Annotated in this window: 15 protein-coding genes; 2 read left to right on the top strand and 13 right to left on the bottom strand. The window is 40.7% G+C overall.

What is annotated here, in order from left to right:
- Positions 1 to 36: 36 nt before the first annotated feature.
- The 6 genes from MKY63_RS06735 to MKY63_RS06760 all read right to left on the bottom strand — a co-directional run bounded on the left by MKY63_RS06735 (position 37) and on the right by MKY63_RS06760 (position 8745).
- Positions 37 to 3402: a HEAT repeat domain-containing protein gene (locus tag MKY63_RS06735; RefSeq protein WP_339812160.1), complete on the bottom strand. Its 3366-nt coding sequence runs from the start codon at positions 3400 to 3402 to the stop codon at positions 37 to 39.
- Positions 3403 to 3577: 175 nt separating this feature from the next.
- Positions 3578 to 4330, bottom strand: a complete 753-nt coding sequence (gene yaaA / locus MKY63_RS06740; RefSeq protein ID WP_076276971.1) for a peroxide stress protein YaaA — start codon at positions 4328 to 4330, stop codon at positions 3578 to 3580.
- 96 nt (positions 4331 to 4426) lie between these two features.
- Complete coding sequence (locus tag MKY63_RS06745) at positions 4427 to 4675, bottom strand: hypothetical protein (protein WP_076190102.1); 249 nt, start codon at positions 4673 to 4675, stop codon at positions 4427 to 4429.
- 31 nt (positions 4676 to 4706) lie between these two features.
- Positions 4707 to 6263 (bottom strand): glycosyltransferase family 39 protein, encoded by a 1557-nt coding sequence (locus MKY63_RS06750; RefSeq protein WP_339812165.1) that lies wholly within the window; start codon positions 6261 to 6263, stop codon positions 4707 to 4709.
- 672 nt (positions 6264 to 6935) lie between these two features.
- A complete protein-coding gene (locus MKY63_RS06755) occupies positions 6936 to 7757 on the bottom strand; it encodes an aminoglycoside phosphotransferase family protein (protein WP_339812167.1) in 822 nt (273 codons plus the stop codon).
- A 100-nt stretch (positions 7758 to 7857) separates the two neighbouring features.
- Complete coding sequence (locus MKY63_RS06760) at positions 7858 to 8745, bottom strand: hypothetical protein (protein WP_280753647.1); 888 nt, start codon at positions 8743 to 8745, stop codon at positions 7858 to 7860.
- Positions 8746 to 9228: 483 nt separating this feature from the next.
- Between MKY63_RS06760 and MKY63_RS06765 the strand changes: the two genes are divergently transcribed.
- Positions 9229 to 10752, top strand: coding sequence for a flavocytochrome c (locus MKY63_RS06765; RefSeq protein WP_076282566.1), 1524 nt, complete (start codon positions 9229 to 9231; stop codon positions 10750 to 10752).
- Between the two features lie 83 nt (positions 10753 to 10835).
- Here the strand turns inward: MKY63_RS06765 and gnpA are convergent, their stop codons facing one another.
- Together gnpA and MKY63_RS06775 are read right to left on the bottom strand one after the other, a co-directional pair.
- A complete protein-coding gene (gene gnpA / locus MKY63_RS06770) occupies positions 10836 to 12998 on the bottom strand; it encodes a 1,3-beta-galactosyl-N-acetylhexosamine phosphorylase (protein ID WP_339812169.1) in 2163 nt (720 codons plus the stop codon).
- A 12-nt stretch (positions 12999 to 13010) separates the two neighbouring features.
- Positions 13011 to 14030: a glycoside hydrolase family 88 protein gene (locus MKY63_RS06775; protein WP_339812171.1), complete on the bottom strand. Its 1020-nt coding sequence runs from the start codon at positions 14028 to 14030 to the stop codon at positions 13011 to 13013.
- A 425-nt stretch (positions 14031 to 14455) separates the two neighbouring features.
- Between MKY63_RS06775 and MKY63_RS06780 the strand changes: the two genes are divergently transcribed.
- On the top strand, positions 14456 to 15397 hold the full coding sequence (locus MKY63_RS06780; RefSeq protein WP_076274717.1) for an AraC family transcriptional regulator: 942 nt from the start codon (positions 14456 to 14458) through the stop codon (positions 15395 to 15397).
- A 22-nt stretch (positions 15398 to 15419) separates the two neighbouring features.
- Here MKY63_RS06780 and MKY63_RS06785 read toward each other — a convergent pair whose 3' ends face one another.
- The 5 genes from MKY63_RS06785 to MKY63_RS06805 form a co-directional block, all read right to left on the bottom strand.
- Positions 15420 to 16178, bottom strand: coding sequence for a hypothetical protein (locus MKY63_RS06785; RefSeq protein WP_076104110.1), 759 nt, complete (start codon positions 16176 to 16178; stop codon positions 15420 to 15422).
- 663 nt (positions 16179 to 16841) lie between these two features.
- Positions 16842 to 18005, bottom strand: a complete 1164-nt coding sequence (locus MKY63_RS06790; protein ID WP_339812173.1) for an Abi family protein — start codon at positions 18003 to 18005, stop codon at positions 16842 to 16844.
- 146 nt (positions 18006 to 18151) lie between these two features.
- The gene (locus MKY63_RS06795) at positions 18152 to 18874 is read right to left on the bottom strand and encodes an MBL fold metallo-hydrolase (RefSeq protein WP_339812175.1); all 723 of its coding nucleotides are present in this window, start codon (positions 18872 to 18874) and stop codon (positions 18152 to 18154) included.
- Positions 18875 to 18987: 113 nt separating this feature from the next.
- A complete protein-coding gene (locus MKY63_RS06800) occupies positions 18988 to 19557 on the bottom strand; it encodes a hypothetical protein (RefSeq protein WP_076185132.1) in 570 nt (189 codons plus the stop codon).
- A complete protein-coding gene (locus MKY63_RS06805) occupies positions 19539 to 19904 on the bottom strand; it encodes a helix-turn-helix domain-containing protein (protein WP_076128545.1) in 366 nt (121 codons plus the stop codon). Before MKY63_RS06805 ends, MKY63_RS06800 begins: the two co-directional genes overlap by 19 nt.
- Positions 19905 to 20036: the final 132 nt, after the last annotated feature.

Consider the following 20036-nt stretch of genomic DNA (forward strand, 5'->3'; position numbering starts at 1 on the left):
TTTTGATGTTTTATTATTTTCAAAAAATATCAAAAACTAATCTATCGCCGTCCAAATATTTAGCGCAAGTGAGCGAACCGCAAGGTTCGTGTGATCTCTGTACAACCGCAGACGCTCTGCAGGCTCTGGACTCCACAATAGAGCACTTCCGGCAACTTCAAGCAACGAAAGTCCAATATACTGAGATTCGTAACGACTCTCAGACCCTAGAACATCTACAATTCCCAATAAAGTTTCCGGACTCCAGTATCCCGTGCTCTCTTCTAAATTATACGCGACCTGCTTATAAACATCGCTTAATAGCTGGGGCTGATTTGAAATAGTGGTAACCATCCGATTGAGATAATTGGCGGATTCCTTCACATTATTCCAATCTATTGCTGCTATATACAATTTCATCACAGCTTGCTGTAAGGTCTCATCAGATGCCAGACAGTCAATCAGATCCGTATACAAAGGGATAAGGTGCATCCGGGTGATTTTTGGCAAAGCTATCAGCTGGTTGACTAATTTCAGTAGACGTTGCCGATGAGGCAAATCTCTTTTGGCAGTGGCGTTCCATTCATCCCTTATCGCTGCACTAACCAGTCTCTGACATACACCAACTACAACCTCATTGATCTTACCATCGCGACAGGTTTCTACCAGCGTGTTCATAGCAGTTTCCCATCTAGTGCTGTCTTCCAAATCCGTAATAGACTGAGCGGTGGCAGCTGCAACAATCCCTTCATTTCCATTTGTCCACCGCATCATAGAAATGAAAGCATATCTGCCAATATACGCATCTTGGTGCCTTGCGATTTCAAGGATTAATCCTAGATAACGTGGTCTAAAGTCTAGCGGAAGAGCATTAGGCTGTTGAGATAATAAACTTCCTGCAATGTCACTTTCTGATGAAGAAGCCATTGTACTTAACATATCCCAAGCGCGTTCATCATCTAAAAGCTGTTTCGCAGCATGCCCTATGGCTATGATTACATCCTTGTGTGCATTGGGTTTCTGGAACTCGTTCATCAATAGCGGAAGGCTGTCATCGCTTCTATAAGCGCCCAGTAAGCGGATGGCTTCTTTTCTGACAGTGATCTTCAGCTTATCCCGATTCAGAAGCTCTTTCAGCATAGTAACCAGTAACACCGGATTCACCCTGCGGATGCATCTGGGTATCGAGTACATGGCTACACGGGCCCGGTCCCCATCCAGATTCTCCAGCAGAACGGGAAGTGCCTTCTCCGGTTCTTCCATAAGCGAAAAGGCATGAAGTGCAGCTTCTACTACAGTTACTTCCTTATCCTGCATAAGCCCAAGTAACCTATCCGAACCGAGATCAGGCATGCTTGCCATGATCTTAATAACGTTTGCACGCTCCCAAAGATTACGTTTGGCATCGTATGCAATTTTTTCTAATAAGGCACTTAAAGCTTGTTGCTGACGTGGCAGCCATCTGTGGAATCCATCCGCGGCCGGCACAAGATAGATAGTTTTGCCTGATAGGAACTTGCCCTTAATGACAGCCCCTGAAATAAAAGGATCGAGCCATTCCTGACGCTTCAGATGCAGATGCTGGAACACTTCATGGATCGTAATATACGATTTATCTATAGCTAATAATTCCTTAACTCTGGCATCACGCGTTGTACGAGGCGCAAGCCAGTATCTGGCCGCTTGTATGGCTGTAGAATCCGCCTTTGCCCTCGTTGCTTCCTTTAACAGATTCTGAAGTTTTATGATGCCGTAACCTCTTTTACCGAATGAGCTAGCTAGGCTTAACACCAGATTGTAATCTTCTCTTTTGTTGGCCTGTACAGCTAATGTATAAATTTCGTCGAAGATAATCTCTTCTACTCCCCGGGGTAAATTCTTCTCCAAGGATGGAAGGGAAAGCTGCCCATTCTGCTTGGCCAATTTCTGAATCGTTTTTAAAGAAAACTTAAACAGCTCACCATGAGGATGTAATGCGTTATGCCGGAGAATAGCAAACGCCAGTTGTTGAACGGAAAATTTTGTACCATATGAAGTATCTCTGGCCTCTATAACACTATCAACAAGCAAAGTAAGCTCTTGTACATGGGCATCCGTGAACACAGACGCAGGACTTTCCGATAGCTCTTTAAACACAGCGCCCCGGACAGGATCCTGATCATTTTTAATCCGGCCCAGGTACACCAAAGTTTCATTCATACCCTGTCTCGACAGAACGGTACTTCTGATCAGCTGCATAAGCGCCGTGGCACGTTCGTCTGCACTGGATACCTGTGTTGCTTGTTCAAGTCCCGCTCTTGAATGAAGAATAGAACGGCAAGCTGTAAATCTGATTGTTCTCTCCCTGTCATCATTAATTTCACGAAGGCCAAGCATCCGGGTGGCTTCCTTGTCACGCAAGACATGCGGTAATACATACAGTAATCTTTCCGGAAAAATACGTTCATTACGTTTATCTTCTTCATACACAGCATCGAAAATGACTTTGCGGTTAGAAGGTGCAATATTATGAAGCAGCTTTGCTATTTGCATAGGGTGATCTGCGAGTAGTTTCGCTATCTCCATCCATTGATCCATGGATAAATATTTTTTCCTTTTAAGAACAGCTTCAGGAATACCATAAGAAATCAGATCGCTCCGCGACTCCGTTCGTGTTAACAGTTGATATACCTTATTAGGATTTTGGCGTACAAGCGTGCCAAGCTGTTCTTTTAACGCAGGATGTATGATGCCCATAGGTCCATGATTCAGCGCACACTCCAGCACCAAGTCTGCCTTCAGATTGCATAGGATCTCCAGAGCTGATGAGAATCTCCACCAGACATAGCCTTTTTCCCTGAGTGGTGTGCTTTCCAGTGTTGTTGCAAAGTATTCTGCTACTACGTTAAGATGCCGGCTGGATAATTTCTTCCAGTCTTTTATGGCATACCCGATATCAGCAAGCCATTTACTTACCGTAGCCGAATAACAGGCCTGCAATATAATCGCGGCTTCCTCCGCTCCCCATCGGGCATACACTACAGGCAATAAGCGTTCTGCTAATTCCTGACGGTTAATCTGTGAAATACTATGCAGCAGCTTGCGGCGGCAATCATGGGATAAATGGGGGAGCTCACGTTCAATATCAGCATCCGAAGCCACCTTTGCCAAAAGACCCGCAGCCGTATTTCTGATACTTGCCTTGGGATGCCGCAGTGCTGATAGAATAATAGCAGCATCTTGTGTTGCAATGGCGCCGATTAAGGCAAGTCGTGCTTCATAAACACCATCCTCCAGCAAAGAGGCTAGTAATTGGGAGTACTGGACAGATCCGAGATGATCACGGCCTAAGATTGCTACTTTTTTGATTCTGTCGGAATAGCCTAGCGAATCCAATTCTTTAAGTAAGCTCTGTTTATCCAATGGATCTCTTTTGAAAATCATAAGTCCTCCTCGTTAACCTGATCTTATTCCACCCGAACTTTATTCTCTATACCCTAATCTATCCCCTTTAAAAAAACTAGAATTCAGCATCTGGTTTCGTTGATCAAAAAATAAAGGTAACCCTGAAGCTGGTTATTCAACCCCCTTCAGAATTACCCATCATGTTTTGCTTGCTCTAGTCATTCTTTTTCTGAATAAACACATACGTACTCTCATCCGACAGCTCATCAGCAAAGCTGAAATCAAATCCGTCGAAGCCTTTGATATCCTCCACACAGCTGATTTGCCGCTCAGCCATGAAGCGTACCATTTCACCTCTGGCCATCTTGACCAGGGTCGCTCTCTCTACTACCTTACCGCCGATCTCCTGCCCGAATACACAACTAACCATTCGAACATTCCCGCCAATGTAAGGGGAGATGCACTTGCTGTATTCCTTAGAGGCCAGATTCAGAATGATGTCAGTCTCCGAAAACAGCTGATCTGCCAGCTTCCTGTTCCAGAACTCGTAGATAGACTTGAAACCAGGTCCGCTAAGCTTTGCCTGCATCTCCAGCCTGTACGGAACAACGCCGTCAAATGGCCGGACAATTCCATAGAACCCTGATAATATCCGTAAATGCTGCTGAAGATATTCCAGCTCCTCCATTTGAAGTACCCCTGGTGCCATGTACTGGTACTGGATACCCTCATAAGAAAAGATAGCCGGTGTAAGATCCCGTGTTACATCCATATCCCGAATCCGTTCCACATTCAGCGTGGCGATGGCATCATTGCATTTCCATAACGATTTGGCTTCTTCATAATTCAACTTTTGTAATAAGGCCAGAAGAGTCTGCGACTCGCTTATGAATTGCGGCATCTGGCGGCAATCCAAGAAATCCGTATCCATCTTCATCTTCTTGGCAGGCGATATAATGATTCTCATGGTGCTCCCTTTTCTTACCCCCGCGGGGAATTTAAATGTAACCTTATCCTATCACACTTAATCTTCGTAGGCTTGGGGCAAGTTCATGAAATTTGTTCACTGCCGCCCACCTTGTGCGCCACCGCCATCTGTACCTGGGTTGCCGTTTCTCCTTGTCCCACCATTCATGTTGGGAGATCCGCCCCCATCTTTCCCCCGCCCGCCGGTGAAGCCCTGTCCCCCGTTCGCTCTTGACCCGGAGTCAGTACTCGTTATCTTCTGTGCGGTAATAGCATCGCAGGAGACGAGCACCATGGAACAACTTAGCACTGCTATGAGCAAAGCGAAATACCGCTTGGTCCGCATCTTTGAATCCCCTCTTTCCGAGCGAACATAGTTAACGTGGAAAACATCTTTTTAACATATAATCGTATACGTCCTTAAAACCCATGTAGGATAATACGATCAGCAGCGGATACACCGGGTAAATATACCGGGACTTGATCTCCCATAAAAGATAGAATCCGATAAAGCCCAGCACCACAAGAATCAAAGAGGTCTCTTCAAATCTTTTGGCTCTTATTCCACCCATTAAGCGAACGAGTATAAATACATACATCAGAAAATTCAGAACATACAGCAGCCACAACATTCCACTTCTATAATTGGAGTCTGCCTTAAACAAATCCGTAGCAGCATTAGTGTAGCTATAACGGTCCATGACAAAGCCCATTCTTCCCCCGTTACTGGATGATCCGTCATTTCCGAGCCCATATCGTTCCATCTGGTAGGTTCCTTCCGTCCAGGTCCAAACGATTTTTTTATAATACATCTTCACTAAGTCACTTAGGCCCGCCTCGGAGAGTTTATTACTGATTTCTTCTTTAAATAACTCCGTACTTTCTACCTTATTATAATTTGCATCCTGCTGATAGATAGCGTAGCTCTCCCGGTTATCCCAGAACCCAAACGTCTCCAGATTGATCCCCATATTCAGCCACATGTAGACAGGTGCGGAATTTTCGTTCATCGGTTCATCTACAACATTCGTCGCCTGCAGCACAGCATTTTGCGTCCAGCCGGGAACATTAAACAATATGGCCGTGATAAACAAAGCGCTAAAAACCTTTTTCACCCCGATAGAACGTATGTTGAATAAAAGACCCGCCACCACGGTAATCAGAAAAATAACACCGATACTGCGGAAATAGTTGCCTATTGCCAGTAAGAGAGCTGCGAAGAGAATATCCTTAATGGACCTTCTTTTAATAAATCTTATGGCAAAATATAAAGCACTTGTCAGAAAGGCGGTAGCGATCACATCGTTATAGATAAAATTACTCATAAACAATGAAGGGATATAGGTTGCAGCAAACACGAGGATGCCATAATCCTTATCCTTGGACTTATAATTGAGCTCTTTATACAGCATGTAAATCATTAATGAGGTTAAGAGTGTAAACAGAATATTAAATATTTTGATTACCAGATAATTATCCGGAAAGATCAACAACAACGTCTTTAAATATAAAACGATCGAAAAATTAAACGGAAACATATGCAGATAGCCGTTCGTGTCAAACGACGAATAATCATTCCTGTACAGCATGTCGAGTGCCAATGAAAGCACTGTCTGCGAATCATCCGTCGGCAAGCGTGGAAACAGAAAGATAATCACCATCTGGATTGCAAAAGAAAACAGCAGTATGGCTGGAATGACTATTTTCCAACTGTACTTATTAAGCTTCAGGCACATTTTATACAAAATAACGCTTAATGCCAGCACCACTGCGATCACTAGAATAAAAAGACCCAGCTGTTGTCTCTCCAAAATTGGCGTGTCCCCATATACGAAATAATTATATTTCGCCCTAATAAAAAAGGAGGATGCGATAAAAAGACCGATAAAGAATGCAAGTATGAGATACAATGTTTTTTTAATTCCTCTTATCATGGAAAACCTCCTTTGCGCAATCGAAAGCCCTTTACAATCCGCTGCCCCGATTCATAAAAAGCATTATAAACACCCAAACTGAAAATCCAATGAAAATCGGATGTTTGGGAATTCGCAAAGAAGAGATTTAGAAAGAGAGGTACGTCCTACAATTGGGAATCAAAAAATCGCAAATGTGATACGGAAGTTTCAAAATGGAGAGAGTTGCGGAGACAAAGAGAGGAAATGGAAAACTACTCCAATCCTAGGGAGTATTATGACAAGAGTCTTAATTCTCTTTCAAACGATTATGCTATACTGGTGGAGCAAATAGAATAGGCTTAAAGGGTCGGTCGGCTACCTCTCACCGAAGGGAGGGATGCCTTGTGACAGTGTTTGAAGCAATGATGCTTATGCTAACCTTTGGTTCGCTTATCGTAGCGCTGCTGTCCAATAAACGCAAATAGACCGCCCACTCACAAAGGCATGCGGTCTATCTGTCGTGTCCTATTTGCTGAAGCCTACCGCCCTTAAAAGCGGCTATTGCCTTGGGAGTCGTGTTACAGCACGGCTCTCTTTGCATTTTACGTCTTTTCTACCTTTAATATACCACAAATAATTTAATAACGTAATAATGTACGGTGTTACACTACATTTCCAATCTCCCAGAAAATCCATCCATCCTTGCGTACATCAGAACAATTTACTATCCATCTTTTTTAAAAACCGATTATTAGCGATTAAGCCTTTCACTCTCTTCGTTGTATTAGGCCCTTTCGGTGTGCTACCTCTTCTATTCAGCAAAATCCACCGTAGACATGCCCAAGCTTCAAAGATCTCAAGTTCTTCCTGATCCATATCATTTTCCAATAGATAAGCAGTTCTGAACACATCAGCATAACGCTCAGAGATATATATTTTCAGCAGAATAAGTGACCAGGCAAAATCATATCTAGAGTCTCCCAACTGGCCGTTCGTCCAATCGATTATGGTATATCGCTCTTTATCCTCCACTATATTTCCGATATGAAAATCCCCATGAATGATACAGTCTTGCTTCATTGGAGTTTGCTCAACCAGAGAAGTCAATACATTATAAATATCAGATTGTTCTTTAGCTTCAGGGAAAAAGTAGCCGATGAAATCGTATTTTGGCAGTTGTATATTTCCAATCTCTTCAACGCGAATTTTATGTATTTTTGCTAATAGGCTTGCGAGTTCCTTCATTTTCCTGGTATTCATTTTATAAATAGGGGTTCCGTCAAAACTTGTTAACAACACCTTATGTCCCTCCGGATTGATTCCCCAGCCCACTGGTTTAGAGACGGCTACTCCTCGTTCGGATAGAACATCCAATAAACGATATTGAAACTGGACATCCGGTCTGGATTCCTTATTCCATGTTTTCAGTACATAGCTCTCTTGATCAGAATTAATCTTCATGACCTCAGCTTCAAATCCTTGATCCATTGTATGCGCAGTTAAGCTGTCTTCCTGATTTAATAAGTCGTTCATGATTTCGTTGTGCTCTAGCCAATTTATGATAGATATAGGAGTTTTCAAAAATGGGTTCTTCCTTTCGGAGTCAGCTACAACAGATTAACGCAACTCAAAATTACAAATAACATAAAATAGATTGTTCTATCCAGTACATAAATACAGTATCCGGGCTTTTCTTTTCAAACTTTTTCATTTTTAAATACATGTCCATTCCATCAGAAACATCATGCCATAAATCCGTAAATACAAAATCATATTTTTCCTTAGACATATGTTGTTCTGCATATTCGAAAGCATCTGCTTGGATAAGCCTGATCTTGTGAGCATTACTGAATTGTGGCAGTACATATTTATTAAATAAATCAATGACATCTTGATTTTTTTCAACAACCGTTATGCTTTCAACATTAACTTTTTCAGAAACCATATAAGCATAATAGCCAAGCCCAAGCCCAAACGTAAGAACATTCCCAAACGCTTTATCTACAGCTTCTTTCATTGTTTCTATTTCATTTGGCGTGATCGTCATCCAGATTCTATCATTCTCCAATACGGCCGGGAACATGAATTCAGTTTGAAAAAAGCCAACCTGAGGAATTTGTCTTCCCACTTCTGTCCGGATGATATCATTGCAAACAAAACCTTCAAAAGGTTTATATTTTTCATATTTTAATTCACTATTATTAATCTTTATAGTTGGTATCTTGATATTTTTATAATATGGATTGTCATAATATTCATTTGCATCTAGCTTATGAAGCATATTGCTAAAATATTGGTTGAACAATTCCTTATCATCAACATTATCAACCGTATCCATCCCAAAAGCAGCAGCCAGCATTAAACCAAAAGCGTATTCATAAGATACACCACAGTTTACGATTTCTTCAATTTCTTCTTTGTTAATAAAGTCGGGGGTATTATTCAAATAGCGGCTAAGTAAAGCAAACACTTTATAGTTATCTTCTTTTACTTTTTCTTTTATTACGTTATTAAATTCCATATTCTCACCTATTAATTAGAATTTGTTCCTATGTCTCATGTTAGTCTTTCCGGATTGACTAGTAGGCAATACTCTCATTTTACCATTTAAAAATCCAGAAAAACAAAAACCGCTTTACTAATCCATGACAGTTACCACTTCTACAGTGAGAAAATCTCACGCCATATCTTCTAGTTATATGGTTTATGGTCCATTTTCCGCCTAATCCGCTCAATATTTCGTTACCCTATGTTAGAATAGACGACTTGTATAATTTGTGAAAACTTTCACTAATAGTCATGATTGATGGTATACTTAATAAGAAGATGAACTAAAGAGAATAACGATGGAAAGTGTGGACGTAACCGTAGAAGATTTGAAGTTAGGAGAATAACAGCGACGCGCGCGCTTCTCCACTTCCAACTCCCTCTGATACTTCCTTTCTTTTTTGTCGGGTTCTTTTGGTACATCTTAATAGAGAAATATAAAAGTGGAGGGTTAACAATGAAAAAGAAAGCAGCTGGTGCTCTGAGTCTCGTCCTCTCTGTCATGCTCGTTATCGCAGGTTGCGGTAATGGAAACGACAAGGTGAACGAGAGCAAGAGTAATAACAACGAGAAAAAAGAAGTTGAAGCCGTCTCCGGGGCATCTGAAGCAAGCTACACACCATTCGATCAATTAAAAGATAAATATGATATCATCATTGTCGGTGCGGGTGGTGCGGGAATGTCCGCGGCGCTTGAGGCCAAAGAGAAAGGCATGAACCCTGTTATTTTGGAAAAAATGCCGGTTGCCGGCGGGAACACAACCAAATCCTCTTCGGGGATGAACGCTTCTGAAACGAAATTCCAAAAAGAACAAAACATTGAAGACAGCAATGATTTATTTTATGAAGAGTCATTAAAAGGTGGCCATGACACTAACGACAAAGAAATGCTTCGTTTCTTCGTTGATAATTCCGCGAGTGCGATCGATTGGCTGGATTCCATCGGAATCCGCTTGAACAATATCACCATTACAGGCGGCATGAACGAAAAACGTACACACCGTCCTGAAGATGGCTCTGCTGTGGGTCAATACCTTGTCAAAGGTTTAGTAAAAAACGTACAAGAGAAAGAAATCCCACTTTTCGTGAATGCTGATGTCAAAGAAATCACTGAAAAAGATGGCAAAGTAAATGGCGTCAAGGTCCTCTTTAACCAAACAGAGGAAAAAACAATTACGGCAGATGCTGTCGTTGTAACCACTGGCGGATTCGGTGCCAATATGGATTTGATCTCCGAAGTAAGACCTGACTTGGAAGGCTACGTTACTACTAACCAAATCGGCAGTACCGGAGACGGCATCAAGATGATTGAGAAACTCGGCGGCACAACCGTCGATATGGATCAAATCCAAGTTCACCCGACTGTGCAGCAAGAAAAATCCTACCTCATCGGCGAAGCTGTTCGTGGGGAAGGCGCTATCCTTGTTTCCAGTGAAGGTACACGGTTCACCAATGAATTGGATACCCGTGATAAAGTAACAGCTTCCATCAATACACTACCTGAAAAAGCAGCTACGCTGGTCTTTGATTCCGGTGTTAAATCCCGTGTGAAGGCTATTGAACAATATGACAAAATGGGCTTCGTGATTCAGGCGGATTCCATCGAAGCTTTGGCCAAAGAAATCGGTGTTCCAGAGGATAAGCTGGCAACAACGCTTGATACTTGGAACAGCGCCGTTAAGAATAAAAAGGATGCCGAATTTGGCAGAACTACAGGAATGGACAATGACCTGTCCACTGGTCCTTTCTACGCTATTAAAATTGCTCCTGGGATTCACTACACCATGGGTGGCGTGAAGATCAATACGAACACAGAGGTTCTAAATAAAGATGGTGAAGCTATCCCTGGTCTGTTTGCGGCAGGCGAAGTTACAGGCGGCTTACACGGACAAAACCGGATTGGCGGCAACTCTGTTGCAGAAATCATTATTTTTGGTCGTCAAGCTGGGATCAAATCTGCTGAATTCATAAAAGCAAAATAAGTAGATAACAGATACTATAGGCCTCACAGCAAAAAGCTCAAGCATCGGCAAGTTAGCCGCTGGCTTGAGCTTTTTTAATGGGATTAATCGCCAATAGTTCGGATAATAGTATCAAACGGATCTAATTCCAACGTTTGTTGTCCATATTCCGTATCAATCGTAGTTTTTTGAAGCTGGTCGCTATTGTTAATCACGACGAGTATTTTACTTTCTGGATAATAAGCACACTCTGTATATAAATTATCCGTAATATACTTTGTTTCCTTTAACTCATTCCCGGCATAACGAATCACATTTAACAGCAATCTTGTATTTTCAAAGCTTAAGGTGAAAGAAGGCAGGTAGATCCCCATTCCTTTACCAAAGGCATGGGTGGACAATGTTATCATCCCACTCTTTTCACACAATACCGCCGCTGAGCCATCCGTAAGATAGATGTTATTTTTAGGTGTTATGCTGGCTCCTTCAGGCACTAAACCTTGCTCATCTCTAGCCTCAAATGTCCATCTTCCATGAGCTACCTTGGAGCCTGTATCCTCATCCAGACCAAGCACATGTGCCATTCTGAAAAAGCTGTCATAACCATCAAGCGCCGAAGGCTGATTGATACCTATAAAAGTACCGCCCTCATAAACCCATTCTGTCAGTAAGTCCACGCACTTATGGTCACTCCAATATTCTCCACCACTCCATGCTGAACCTGCCGAGCCGGCATTGATCACTACATCACACTCTTGTAATACTCCCTTACGGATATCTTCAAAATCAATGAACTGCACCTCAACCGGCAACCCGGACAAAGCCTCATTGATATGAATCAAATCATGCATATACGTTTCATGGAAATGTCCGGACAAGGTCCACGATCTCAATTTGCCCCAAGCGTGCAAAATGGCTACCTTCGTCTTAATGTGATACGGTTTGCCTTTATGATGCAGCTCTTTAATTTCTCTGAATTCATCCGCGATCTTTTCGATATAATCACAAAAATCCGGATAAGGCTCTACAAGATGCAAATATCCGCCCAGTCCAATCCGATCTATAGGCTCTCTGAGCAAGGCGCGCCGGATATTAATCCAATACTTTTTGGCATCGTGCGTAGGGTTACCTCCCTCCATAAACGTAGGAAGCCCTCCCAATCCAACCGGAAATAAATAGGGATGCAGCCGAATCTCATGGGTATCTACTTTTACACCAGAGCAAAGCCTTGCCTCATACCCTGAGAACACACATTTAATCATCCCGTCAAAACCAAACTCCTCAAAACGGTCATTGTAAGGCTCCATGCCAACCCAACTATCATCATAGAAGACATACGCCAGCTTATCGTGCTTATGCACAATATCAATTAATTGCTTACCAAATTCGATGACAAAATCATTGATAAATGCCATATAGTCCAGCTTCCGCTGCTGCGCCGGGATATGACTGACCCGATATTTCCCACCATTCACAAAATCCTCGGCCGTGAGCGAATACCCATATTTTTTAGCAAACAGATCAAGCGCTCTTGAGCTTACCGTAAAATCATATGAACCCCAGTCCGAGAACAAATGGCGATTGCGCTCATCACTGCCCCATATCCAGGCGAAATTAAAAAAGAGGGAGGTAAACCGAACCACTGTTGTTTCCTTATGCTTATGACACCAATCTTCTATCCAATGGAGTAAATATTTTTGCGTTTCTACATAGATGGGATCAATCTGCATCAGATGCTCTTTTTCCCAGTGATTCGTGGTGTGATTGTACATGGAGATCTCTTCCCAAATCCGGTAGACCATGAAGCTGACTGTGTATTTATGCCAAGGCGTTATTCCAGTAATGACTACATTTCCCGATTCCCGCTCATAATTCCACAGTTCTCTTGGAACCTCTTCGCCCGTCGTTCGGTCAAAAACCTGCCAGTACTTAAACGCCTCTTTGGAATCATTCACTCGGAATTGTTCAGCAAAAAAATCCTCCATCAGATAGATGGATAAATAATCTTGTACCGCTACCTTCGGATTTGTTATTAAAAAGCTCTGCTGCAGCTTGTCTGAATTCTGGGACGCCCATTCGTTATGATCTCTGATGATGCAGATTGTAGAATAAATGCCGTATCCTGCGTTGATAATCTCATCGGACAACTGTGTGCCGTCACTGTCACGGATGACATCGGCACCCCAACGTTCAGCTAATTCCAGGGTCAATGCCTCATAACCGGATTCTCCCGGCAGTGTAAAGGCCCCCGTTGTTTGTTTGGACAACTTGGATCCCTCCTATTTAAGCATATCGGATAGAAAAGCTAATGCTAAGCCTTGCCCCCAGCCTTGAATCCAGTCTTTTGGAATATTGCGGTATCCTTCCCGATCCTTCATAACCGCTGTTCCGCCAGAGACACTCAGTACCCGTCCATCTTCGCTGATATTGTTCAAAATACCTTTCAGGGCTTTTTGCACATATTTGGTATGCAGCGGATTGCCGTTATTGATCATAGCAGCCGCAATGCCGCAAGACGCGGATACTTCTTCATAAGACTCCTCGTCATCGAGTACTGTCCGCCACAGACCGTTCTCCGTTTGCACCAGCTTGAGTGCGGCCAACTGATCGCGCAGCGAACACTCCACGTCCATACACTGCGGATACAGATACCATTCTTTCAAAAGCTTTTTAACTTGCGACATGGTGTATGCGCCCCAAGCATTCGCTCTGCCCCAGAATAGTCCAGACATGTGATCCTGCTTCACATTATTGTAGCCATGGTACCAAAACCCGCTGCTAGGATCTTGCAGGTATTTGATATGCCAATAATATTGGTTCAAGGCATCTTGAATCATTTCCTGATCCTTTAATTTGCTTCCTACACGGAGCAGGAAAAATGCCGCCATAAACAAGGTATCCGCCCATGCCTGTTCTGGAAAATCATTAGAAATAGAGACGGTATGCTGCAACACATGATCTCCGAATCTAAGCGCATTGTTCTGTAGATAATCTACTTTGCTCATCACAATATCCCAATATTTCTGATTGCCTGTTTCCTCATACAAAGTGATCAGCATATGGCCCATGGCACAGGTGTTAACTGTCCAATCCGGCAGACCCAGCTCGATATATTCATCTGCCCACTGGACAAGCATATCCAAATACTCTTTATTTCCTGTAGTTTCATAAGCTCTGGTTACCCCATAATAAGCCACACCACAAGGCCAGTCCCATGTTAAATCCATCGCCATTGTTTTTCTGACCACTTTGTCGATGACCCTTAAAATCTCTTCTCTGTCATAAGTTAATTGAAGCATCTTGTTTCTCCTCTCTTTCGCACACGCCCCCAAAGGCGCTTGAGAGCTGTCCGTCCATATTGTAAACGCTTTACTAACTCTATTGTAAGTAGTAAAATGGTCTGATTCTAAGCATATTCATAACTAAACTGTGCAATTTCAACCATTAACTAGTAGTTCTTATATTTCGAGATTGGCCGTGACTACAGAGAATGTTTGGACTTCCGGCCGCTGTTGTCGTAAGAATTTCTTGATTTTATACCGCTCTTCGCGGTGGAAATCTGCTGACAAAGGCGGACGCTAACGCTCCTACAGTTCCAAACTTCTCCTCCGCCACTTTTTTCCCAAATTGTATAATATCAAGTTCTCTTTATATAGTTGAATTTGATATAACGTTAACCTATAATCTACTCAACCTACGTAATAAGAATGGGAGTATTGAGAATATGCCCAGAAAAAAGAAGCCCGTCATTGAATACCGCCACTACAGCTTACCGATAAACTTTCCTATCTTGCTGTTAAGCGGTGAACGTTGGAAGATTTCTGATATTAAAAGTGAACATCTGCATTTCCATAATCATTTGGAGATTGGCATTTGCCATTCGGATAGCGGCATCATGGAGATCAAAGGAGAATCTGTGCCTTTTAAAGCCGGAGATGTGACCTTCATCCCTAGGTATCTCCCTCATACAACTTATAGTTCGCCGAATGAAGCCAGTCTGTGGTCTTATATCTTTTTTTCGCCTGAGGATCTTTTTCAGCAATCCTTCAAGAGCGCTTACAGCAACTTTGAGCCGAATCTGTGGGCTATAAAGGGAACAAACTGTATTTTGAATAAAGAGGAACATCCCAAGGTATATACCCTTGCGACATCGGTCGTGGAGGAATTGAAACAAAAAAATCCTTACTATCAAGAAAGTGCCTACGGCTTATTGTTATCGCTTTATATAGAACTCCTAAGAATTCATTCCCGGTATGAACCCTTGGTTAATCAAGAAACAGAGCATAGCCTGAAGGGCGATTTTGTCATCTCACCCGTTCTGGAATACATCACTACAAACTACATGATGCCAATTACTATCGATTTTTTAGCTGATCTGTGCCACCTAAGTACTACTCATTTTCGCAGGAAATTCCATGAGATTATGGGGTCCGCACCTCTCGACTTCCTAAACAGTACCCGTATTGAAGAGGCCTGCAAGCAGTTAAAAAGTACGGATGATTCCATTCTCTCCATCTCTGAGCAAGTAGGTTTTCAGTCCATATCCAGCTTCAACCGATGTTTCTCCAAGCTTATGGGTGAGTCACCTAAACAATGGCGTAAAGGCGCACAATCCGAAGCACAATCCGCTAAAGCGTCTATATTGGAATTTACGGGGTGGGTATGATCCATTTATCCATTGGTCTATTCTAGATCATCTTTCTCCCGATCGTTTTATATAACATGGTTCTTATCTTCTTTAACTGCGCAAAGTTTTCTTCAAATGAAATGCTGTGGGTCAGTGCCAGCCCTTTTGAGAAATCTTTTTTATATAGAAAAATTGATTCCAAATACAAACCTATGACATGAATCTGATTCCAAGTAGGATAACTTGAATTATGATAGAAGACAGTCAGCGTTTCTAATGCATAAAAATTATGACACCATCTCGCTTCCTCCATTATGTACTTCATTGCCGGTCCGTTATTGTTAATCATTATGTCTCGGAATTCATCTAAATGATTAGGCTGAACATCGACATATTCAATTGCATAAAATGGCTTTACATGCCGTTTTCGCGCGCCTTCCCCTGGTGTAGGGTACGTGCTGTTTGGTGTGGTTACAAGTAACTCCATACGGATTGTTTCGAGCACGAAAGGTATATTCACATTTTTTAAGTTAGGTAAAATGATTTCGGCATCTTCCTTTTCCTTGATCTGCATTAGGATAAGATAATCCCATATAATGAATTCTCCATGTTTTTCGGCTGTTTTGTTATGACTGTAAACTGAAATATCCTCCACAGCATTATTTTGAGTCATGGATCCTAGAACGTCTGTGAGTTGGCTCTTTATTTCTTTTTTCATATGCTTTTTATACTTCTTATCGACTCCGATACTCCAAGCAATATAATAAGTATCATTTTGTGGTGTCAGTTTTAGATTCTCTACGCTTATTTTCTTATCCATTTCTGTTTCCCTTTCTGTACAAGTCCCCAGCCATCGATGTATAATTCGTCTAAGATTTCTAATAGCTCGGAAGGGGTCTGAAGCAAGGCTGCTTATGGTTAATCGTAACGCTGCTTCCCAATAAACGCAAATAAGCCCCCCCTCTGAACTGCCCCATCAAGCACAACAAAAAGGCATGCGTCCGGTACACTACCGAATTCATACCTAACAAGTCGCCTAATAAAATAAGCTGTTATGTGGTAAGGATCCTCATATCATCCACAAGTCGAAGTTTAAAAGGTACCCAGATAGTACCCTTACTTCAGCAAGTATGTCCGCATGGCGAGCTCAGACCTTACAAGCAAAATAGGACTAAGTTGAATTACTGGTAACTCAAAAGAAAGCCTACCTAAGATTTAATTATTTTGAATAAGCTTCTTTACCTTCAAATCAAAACCTCACTTACTTATGATATGGTTCTTTGTGATAGTGATAAGTTAAGTTCTATAAATAATTTAGACACTAAAAAATCCCTGAAACAATTACACAAGTAATAATTGTTTCAAGGATTTTGATTCCTTTAATCTAGAAATAGCTGTTACCCTATTTTCCAGACGACCTTGCGGAAGGGTCTTTCATCTAAACTGAATTTTATCACTGTAAAATAGTCAAGTCAATAACATCTTAAGGTTTCACTTTATAATTTCTGACCAGTTTGATTAAAATGTACATTATCTCTCCAAACTCTGAATGTTCTTCATAAAAAGATTTCTTCAATCTACATCTTTTAATGAGACTTACTAATTCTTTTTTACGTTCAACTCTTGAAATTCTTCCTTTAACATAATAATCATGTAAATACAGTAGGGCAGTAATATCATGTGTTTTAAGATTTCTAAGTAGAATATTAGTATTTGAATCACTCATATTACAATTTTGAGTTAAATAATTTCGAACTTGCAATTTTATACGCTTTTCATTAGATATTAAAAATTGATTAGGCCCTACAATATTAAAAATAATAGGTCTACTATGTGCAGAGGAATCTCTGATATTTTTCGAATCAAATAATAGGCTATCCGCCAGTTTTAATTCTTTATATTTATATTTCTTTTTTTGAACATAAAATTTAATAAAGAAACATAATTGACCATAAGACATTAATTCAATGAGTACCCATATGGAAGGTTTATTTTTCCTTTTAACAATCAAATCATAGCTATAATCTCTTTGAGACTTAAATGCCTCCAATAATTTTTTATCTATAGTTTCATATTTTTTAATTTTATTTTCGATTACTTCAAGCGTTAGTTCTTTTGTTATAAGTTTTTGTCTATAACTTTCTAATTCAAATAATTTATACTCATCAATAATTTCAAAACCATCTTCATCACTCTCAGTTATCAAGCGAATAATTAAAGATTTTATATTATGTTCGATATCTAAAGACAACTTTAAAAATAAATACCTAAAATGCATATCTATTGTAGCTAAATCATTTAAAATTGAAAATTCAACATTTGTGTATTTGTTATCTTTATCTTTATTAAAATTCTTTCTGAAAGCAGTAACTTTATAATAGTAAGTTCGATCTGTTAATATTTCTTTAGCTAATGACTCATTATAGGAATTGAAAGTAATGCCTTTAAATTTTAAATACTCGATTTGCTCTTCTACTGATAACTTCTCTTTTAATTTCGTCTTTTCTACCAAATTAAAACCAGGTTCTTTGCTCACAATCAGTAAATTTTCTACCGTAGCTGCAACTTCATCTTTAGCCTCTATTCTTTTAAGTGGACTTAAAGTTTGTTTAAACTTCAATAACTCCTCTGTTGATGCTCTTTTCAAAAGTATATTCACCACCTATTAGATAACATTATGACAATTATATCATGTATTACCTAATTCTATCGATGAGTTAAAAATACTCCCTGTTGCTAAACCTGCTTAATTAACAGTTTACAAAATTCCGCCCTAATGATACGGTTCCCCCTTTACTTGACCTCACAAAATCTATTTAACAAGGGAATGATTTGTTCCTTGCTCATAGGGGCGTCGTGCCCCGGGATATACGTAGTAAATGAAAGAGTCGATAAAAGCTCAATATATTCTTTCATTTTTATCGGATCAATTTTACCTTCTCCATGATAATAATCCCCGCTATGTGCATCGCCTGCGAATAATACTCCCGCTTCTTTTATATATACAACACAAGAATCGTCTTCATGTGGCCCTCCTACCTTTATAATCTGGCAAGTGGTGCCCCCTAAATCCAGCGTTAAAGCATTCTCGAACATAATATTTCCTGTGCTAACCTTAATCTTATCAAACGTATCATATTCTTTTTTCATACAGTTATAGGCGTATGCTATTTCTTCTTTGGTCTCTAAGCGTTTTACCACAGCTTCTTCAACCCATTCCCATTCTTTCAGGCGCTTTAGTGCCTCATTCGTTGCTGAAGAGACTATAGTTTCCCCGTCAAAAGCATGCATACCAAAGGTATGATCCCAATGCCAGTGCGTGATCAAAGCATATTTGGGACGTGGCAGATTGTTATCATCTAAACACTTTATAAAGGCATCTAAATGCGATTTTGAATTACCACAATCAATCATAATTGAAAAGCTGTCACCTACAACATATCCCAAAACAGGTCTGTCTGTTTCTCGGACACTTTCCAAATAATAAATAGAGTCATTTATTTTTTTGAGTTCCATCCTATTTTCTCTCCTTTATGGATACAGGTAAAGATACGCTCTATGGGGGAGATGATTACCTTTTTATAATGGATGAAGCAGGTGCCATTGAGCAAGGGAGAGTTTAGTTATATTCACAATGTACTACGACGTAGTTCATAAAAATATTGCACAATCGGATGCTTTAACTGCATCTTCTCGCTCATGTTTAAAATCCGCTTTTTCCCAACCCGTCTGTCCACTAAAGCCAGAATATTCAATAAGATATCATCGCTCTCTATGCTTTCCTCTATAGAAGTAGATAAAAACTTATTAGCTATAACGATAAAATTCGATTTACTTAATGACGTCTGTGCTGACAAAAGCTCCTTTGCAACTTCTGATATCTTTCTGCTTCTTGCAATGACTATTAGACGATCCTCAGGGATGTTCCCTTTACTATCTTTTCTAACCGCTTCAATGTCTTCAGGGTGGATTGGAATTTGGAGTTCTGAATCATTCTTAATCTCCTGCTCCGTCTGATACCATCTGATTGAGTTAGTTCTATCATTCATATTGAGTACGTTCTTTTTATCTACCGAAATATAACAGCTCCCTGATTTATCAGGTAAATAACGGTAGCTGCTTGCGCGATATTCAACCTTGCCGGATAACGCAGGACAGAGAAAACTCTCCAGTTGTTGCTTTAATTTGCTCCAGGACATGTATCCTCCAACAAGACGATCTCTTCTCCTCGTCTTTGTCTTATTTTTATATTTTCTTTTCCCCAAGAACACATAACATCCACGATCTTATTGGCTGTAACGCCATATTCCGTGAGGCTGTATTCAACTTTTGGCGGCATCTGCTGGTACACGAATCTTTTGACAAGCCCATCCCTCTCAAGTTCACGAAGCTGCTGGATCAGAACCTTTTGTGAGATGCCCTGAATATTACGCTGTAATTCACTTGTTCTTTTGGCACCGGACATCAAAAAGCAAATGATCAAAGCTTTCCACTTTCCGCCGATGATTTCTAGTGTTGCCTCTATCCCTAAATGATATTGTTTCATAGAATAACACCTCGTTCATGCTGATCAAATTAAGCTTACTCAAAACTTCATTGTTGCATATATTTTTTTCGGAGTCCAGTACACACCTCGAAGTAACCATCTTACTTTATTGTGTGTATTTTCTTTTTTTAC

It is taken from the genome of Paenibacillus sp. FSL R7-0189, assembly GCF_037969925.1.
Lineage (GTDB): Bacteria > Bacillota > Bacilli > Paenibacillales > Paenibacillaceae > Paenibacillus_AQ > Paenibacillus_AQ odorifer.

Coding starts and splice junctions, on each gene's coding strand:
- MKY63_RS06745 (WP_076190102.1), bottom strand. CDS start 4,675: ATGCGGACCAAGCGGTATTTCGCTTTGCTCATAGCAGTGCTAAGTTGT.
- MKY63_RS06795 (WP_339812175.1), bottom strand. CDS start 18,874: ATGGAACTCAAAAAAATAAATGACTCTATTTATTATTTGGAAAGTGTC.
- MKY63_RS06805 (WP_076128545.1), bottom strand. CDS start 19,904: ATGAAACAATATCATTTAGGGATAGAGGCAACACTAGAAATCATCGGC.
- MKY63_RS06750 (WP_339812165.1), bottom strand. CDS start 6,263: ATGATAAGAGGAATTAAAAAAACATTGTATCTCATACTTGCATTCTTT.
- MKY63_RS06800 (WP_076185132.1), bottom strand. CDS start 19,557: ATGTCCTGGAGCAAATTAAAGCAACAACTGGAGAGTTTTCTCTGTCCT.
- MKY63_RS06755 (WP_339812167.1), bottom strand. CDS start 7,757: ATGAACGACTTATTAAATCAGGAAGACAGCTTAACTGCGCATACAATG.
- MKY63_RS06775 (WP_339812171.1), bottom strand. CDS start 14,030: ATGCTTCAATTAACTTATGACAGAGAAGAGATTTTAAGGGTCATCGAC.
- MKY63_RS06785 (WP_076104110.1), bottom strand. CDS start 16,178: ATGGATAAGAAAATAAGCGTAGAGAATCTAAAACTGACACCACAAAAT.
- yaaA (WP_076276971.1), bottom strand. CDS start 4,330: ATGAGAATCATTATATCGCCTGCCAAGAAGATGAAGATGGATACGGAT.
- MKY63_RS06765 (WP_076282566.1), top strand. CDS start 9,229: ATGAAAAAGAAAGCAGCTGGTGCTCTGAGTCTCGTCCTCTCTGTCATG.
- MKY63_RS06760 (WP_280753647.1), bottom strand. CDS start 8,745: ATGGAATTTAATAACGTAATAAAAGAAAAAGTAAAAGAAGATAACTAT.
- MKY63_RS06780 (WP_076274717.1), top strand. CDS start 14,456: ATGCCCAGAAAAAAGAAGCCCGTCATTGAATACCGCCACTACAGCTTA.
- MKY63_RS06735 (WP_339812160.1), bottom strand. CDS start 3,402: ATGATTTTCAAAAGAGATCCATTGGATAAACAGAGCTTACTTAAAGAA.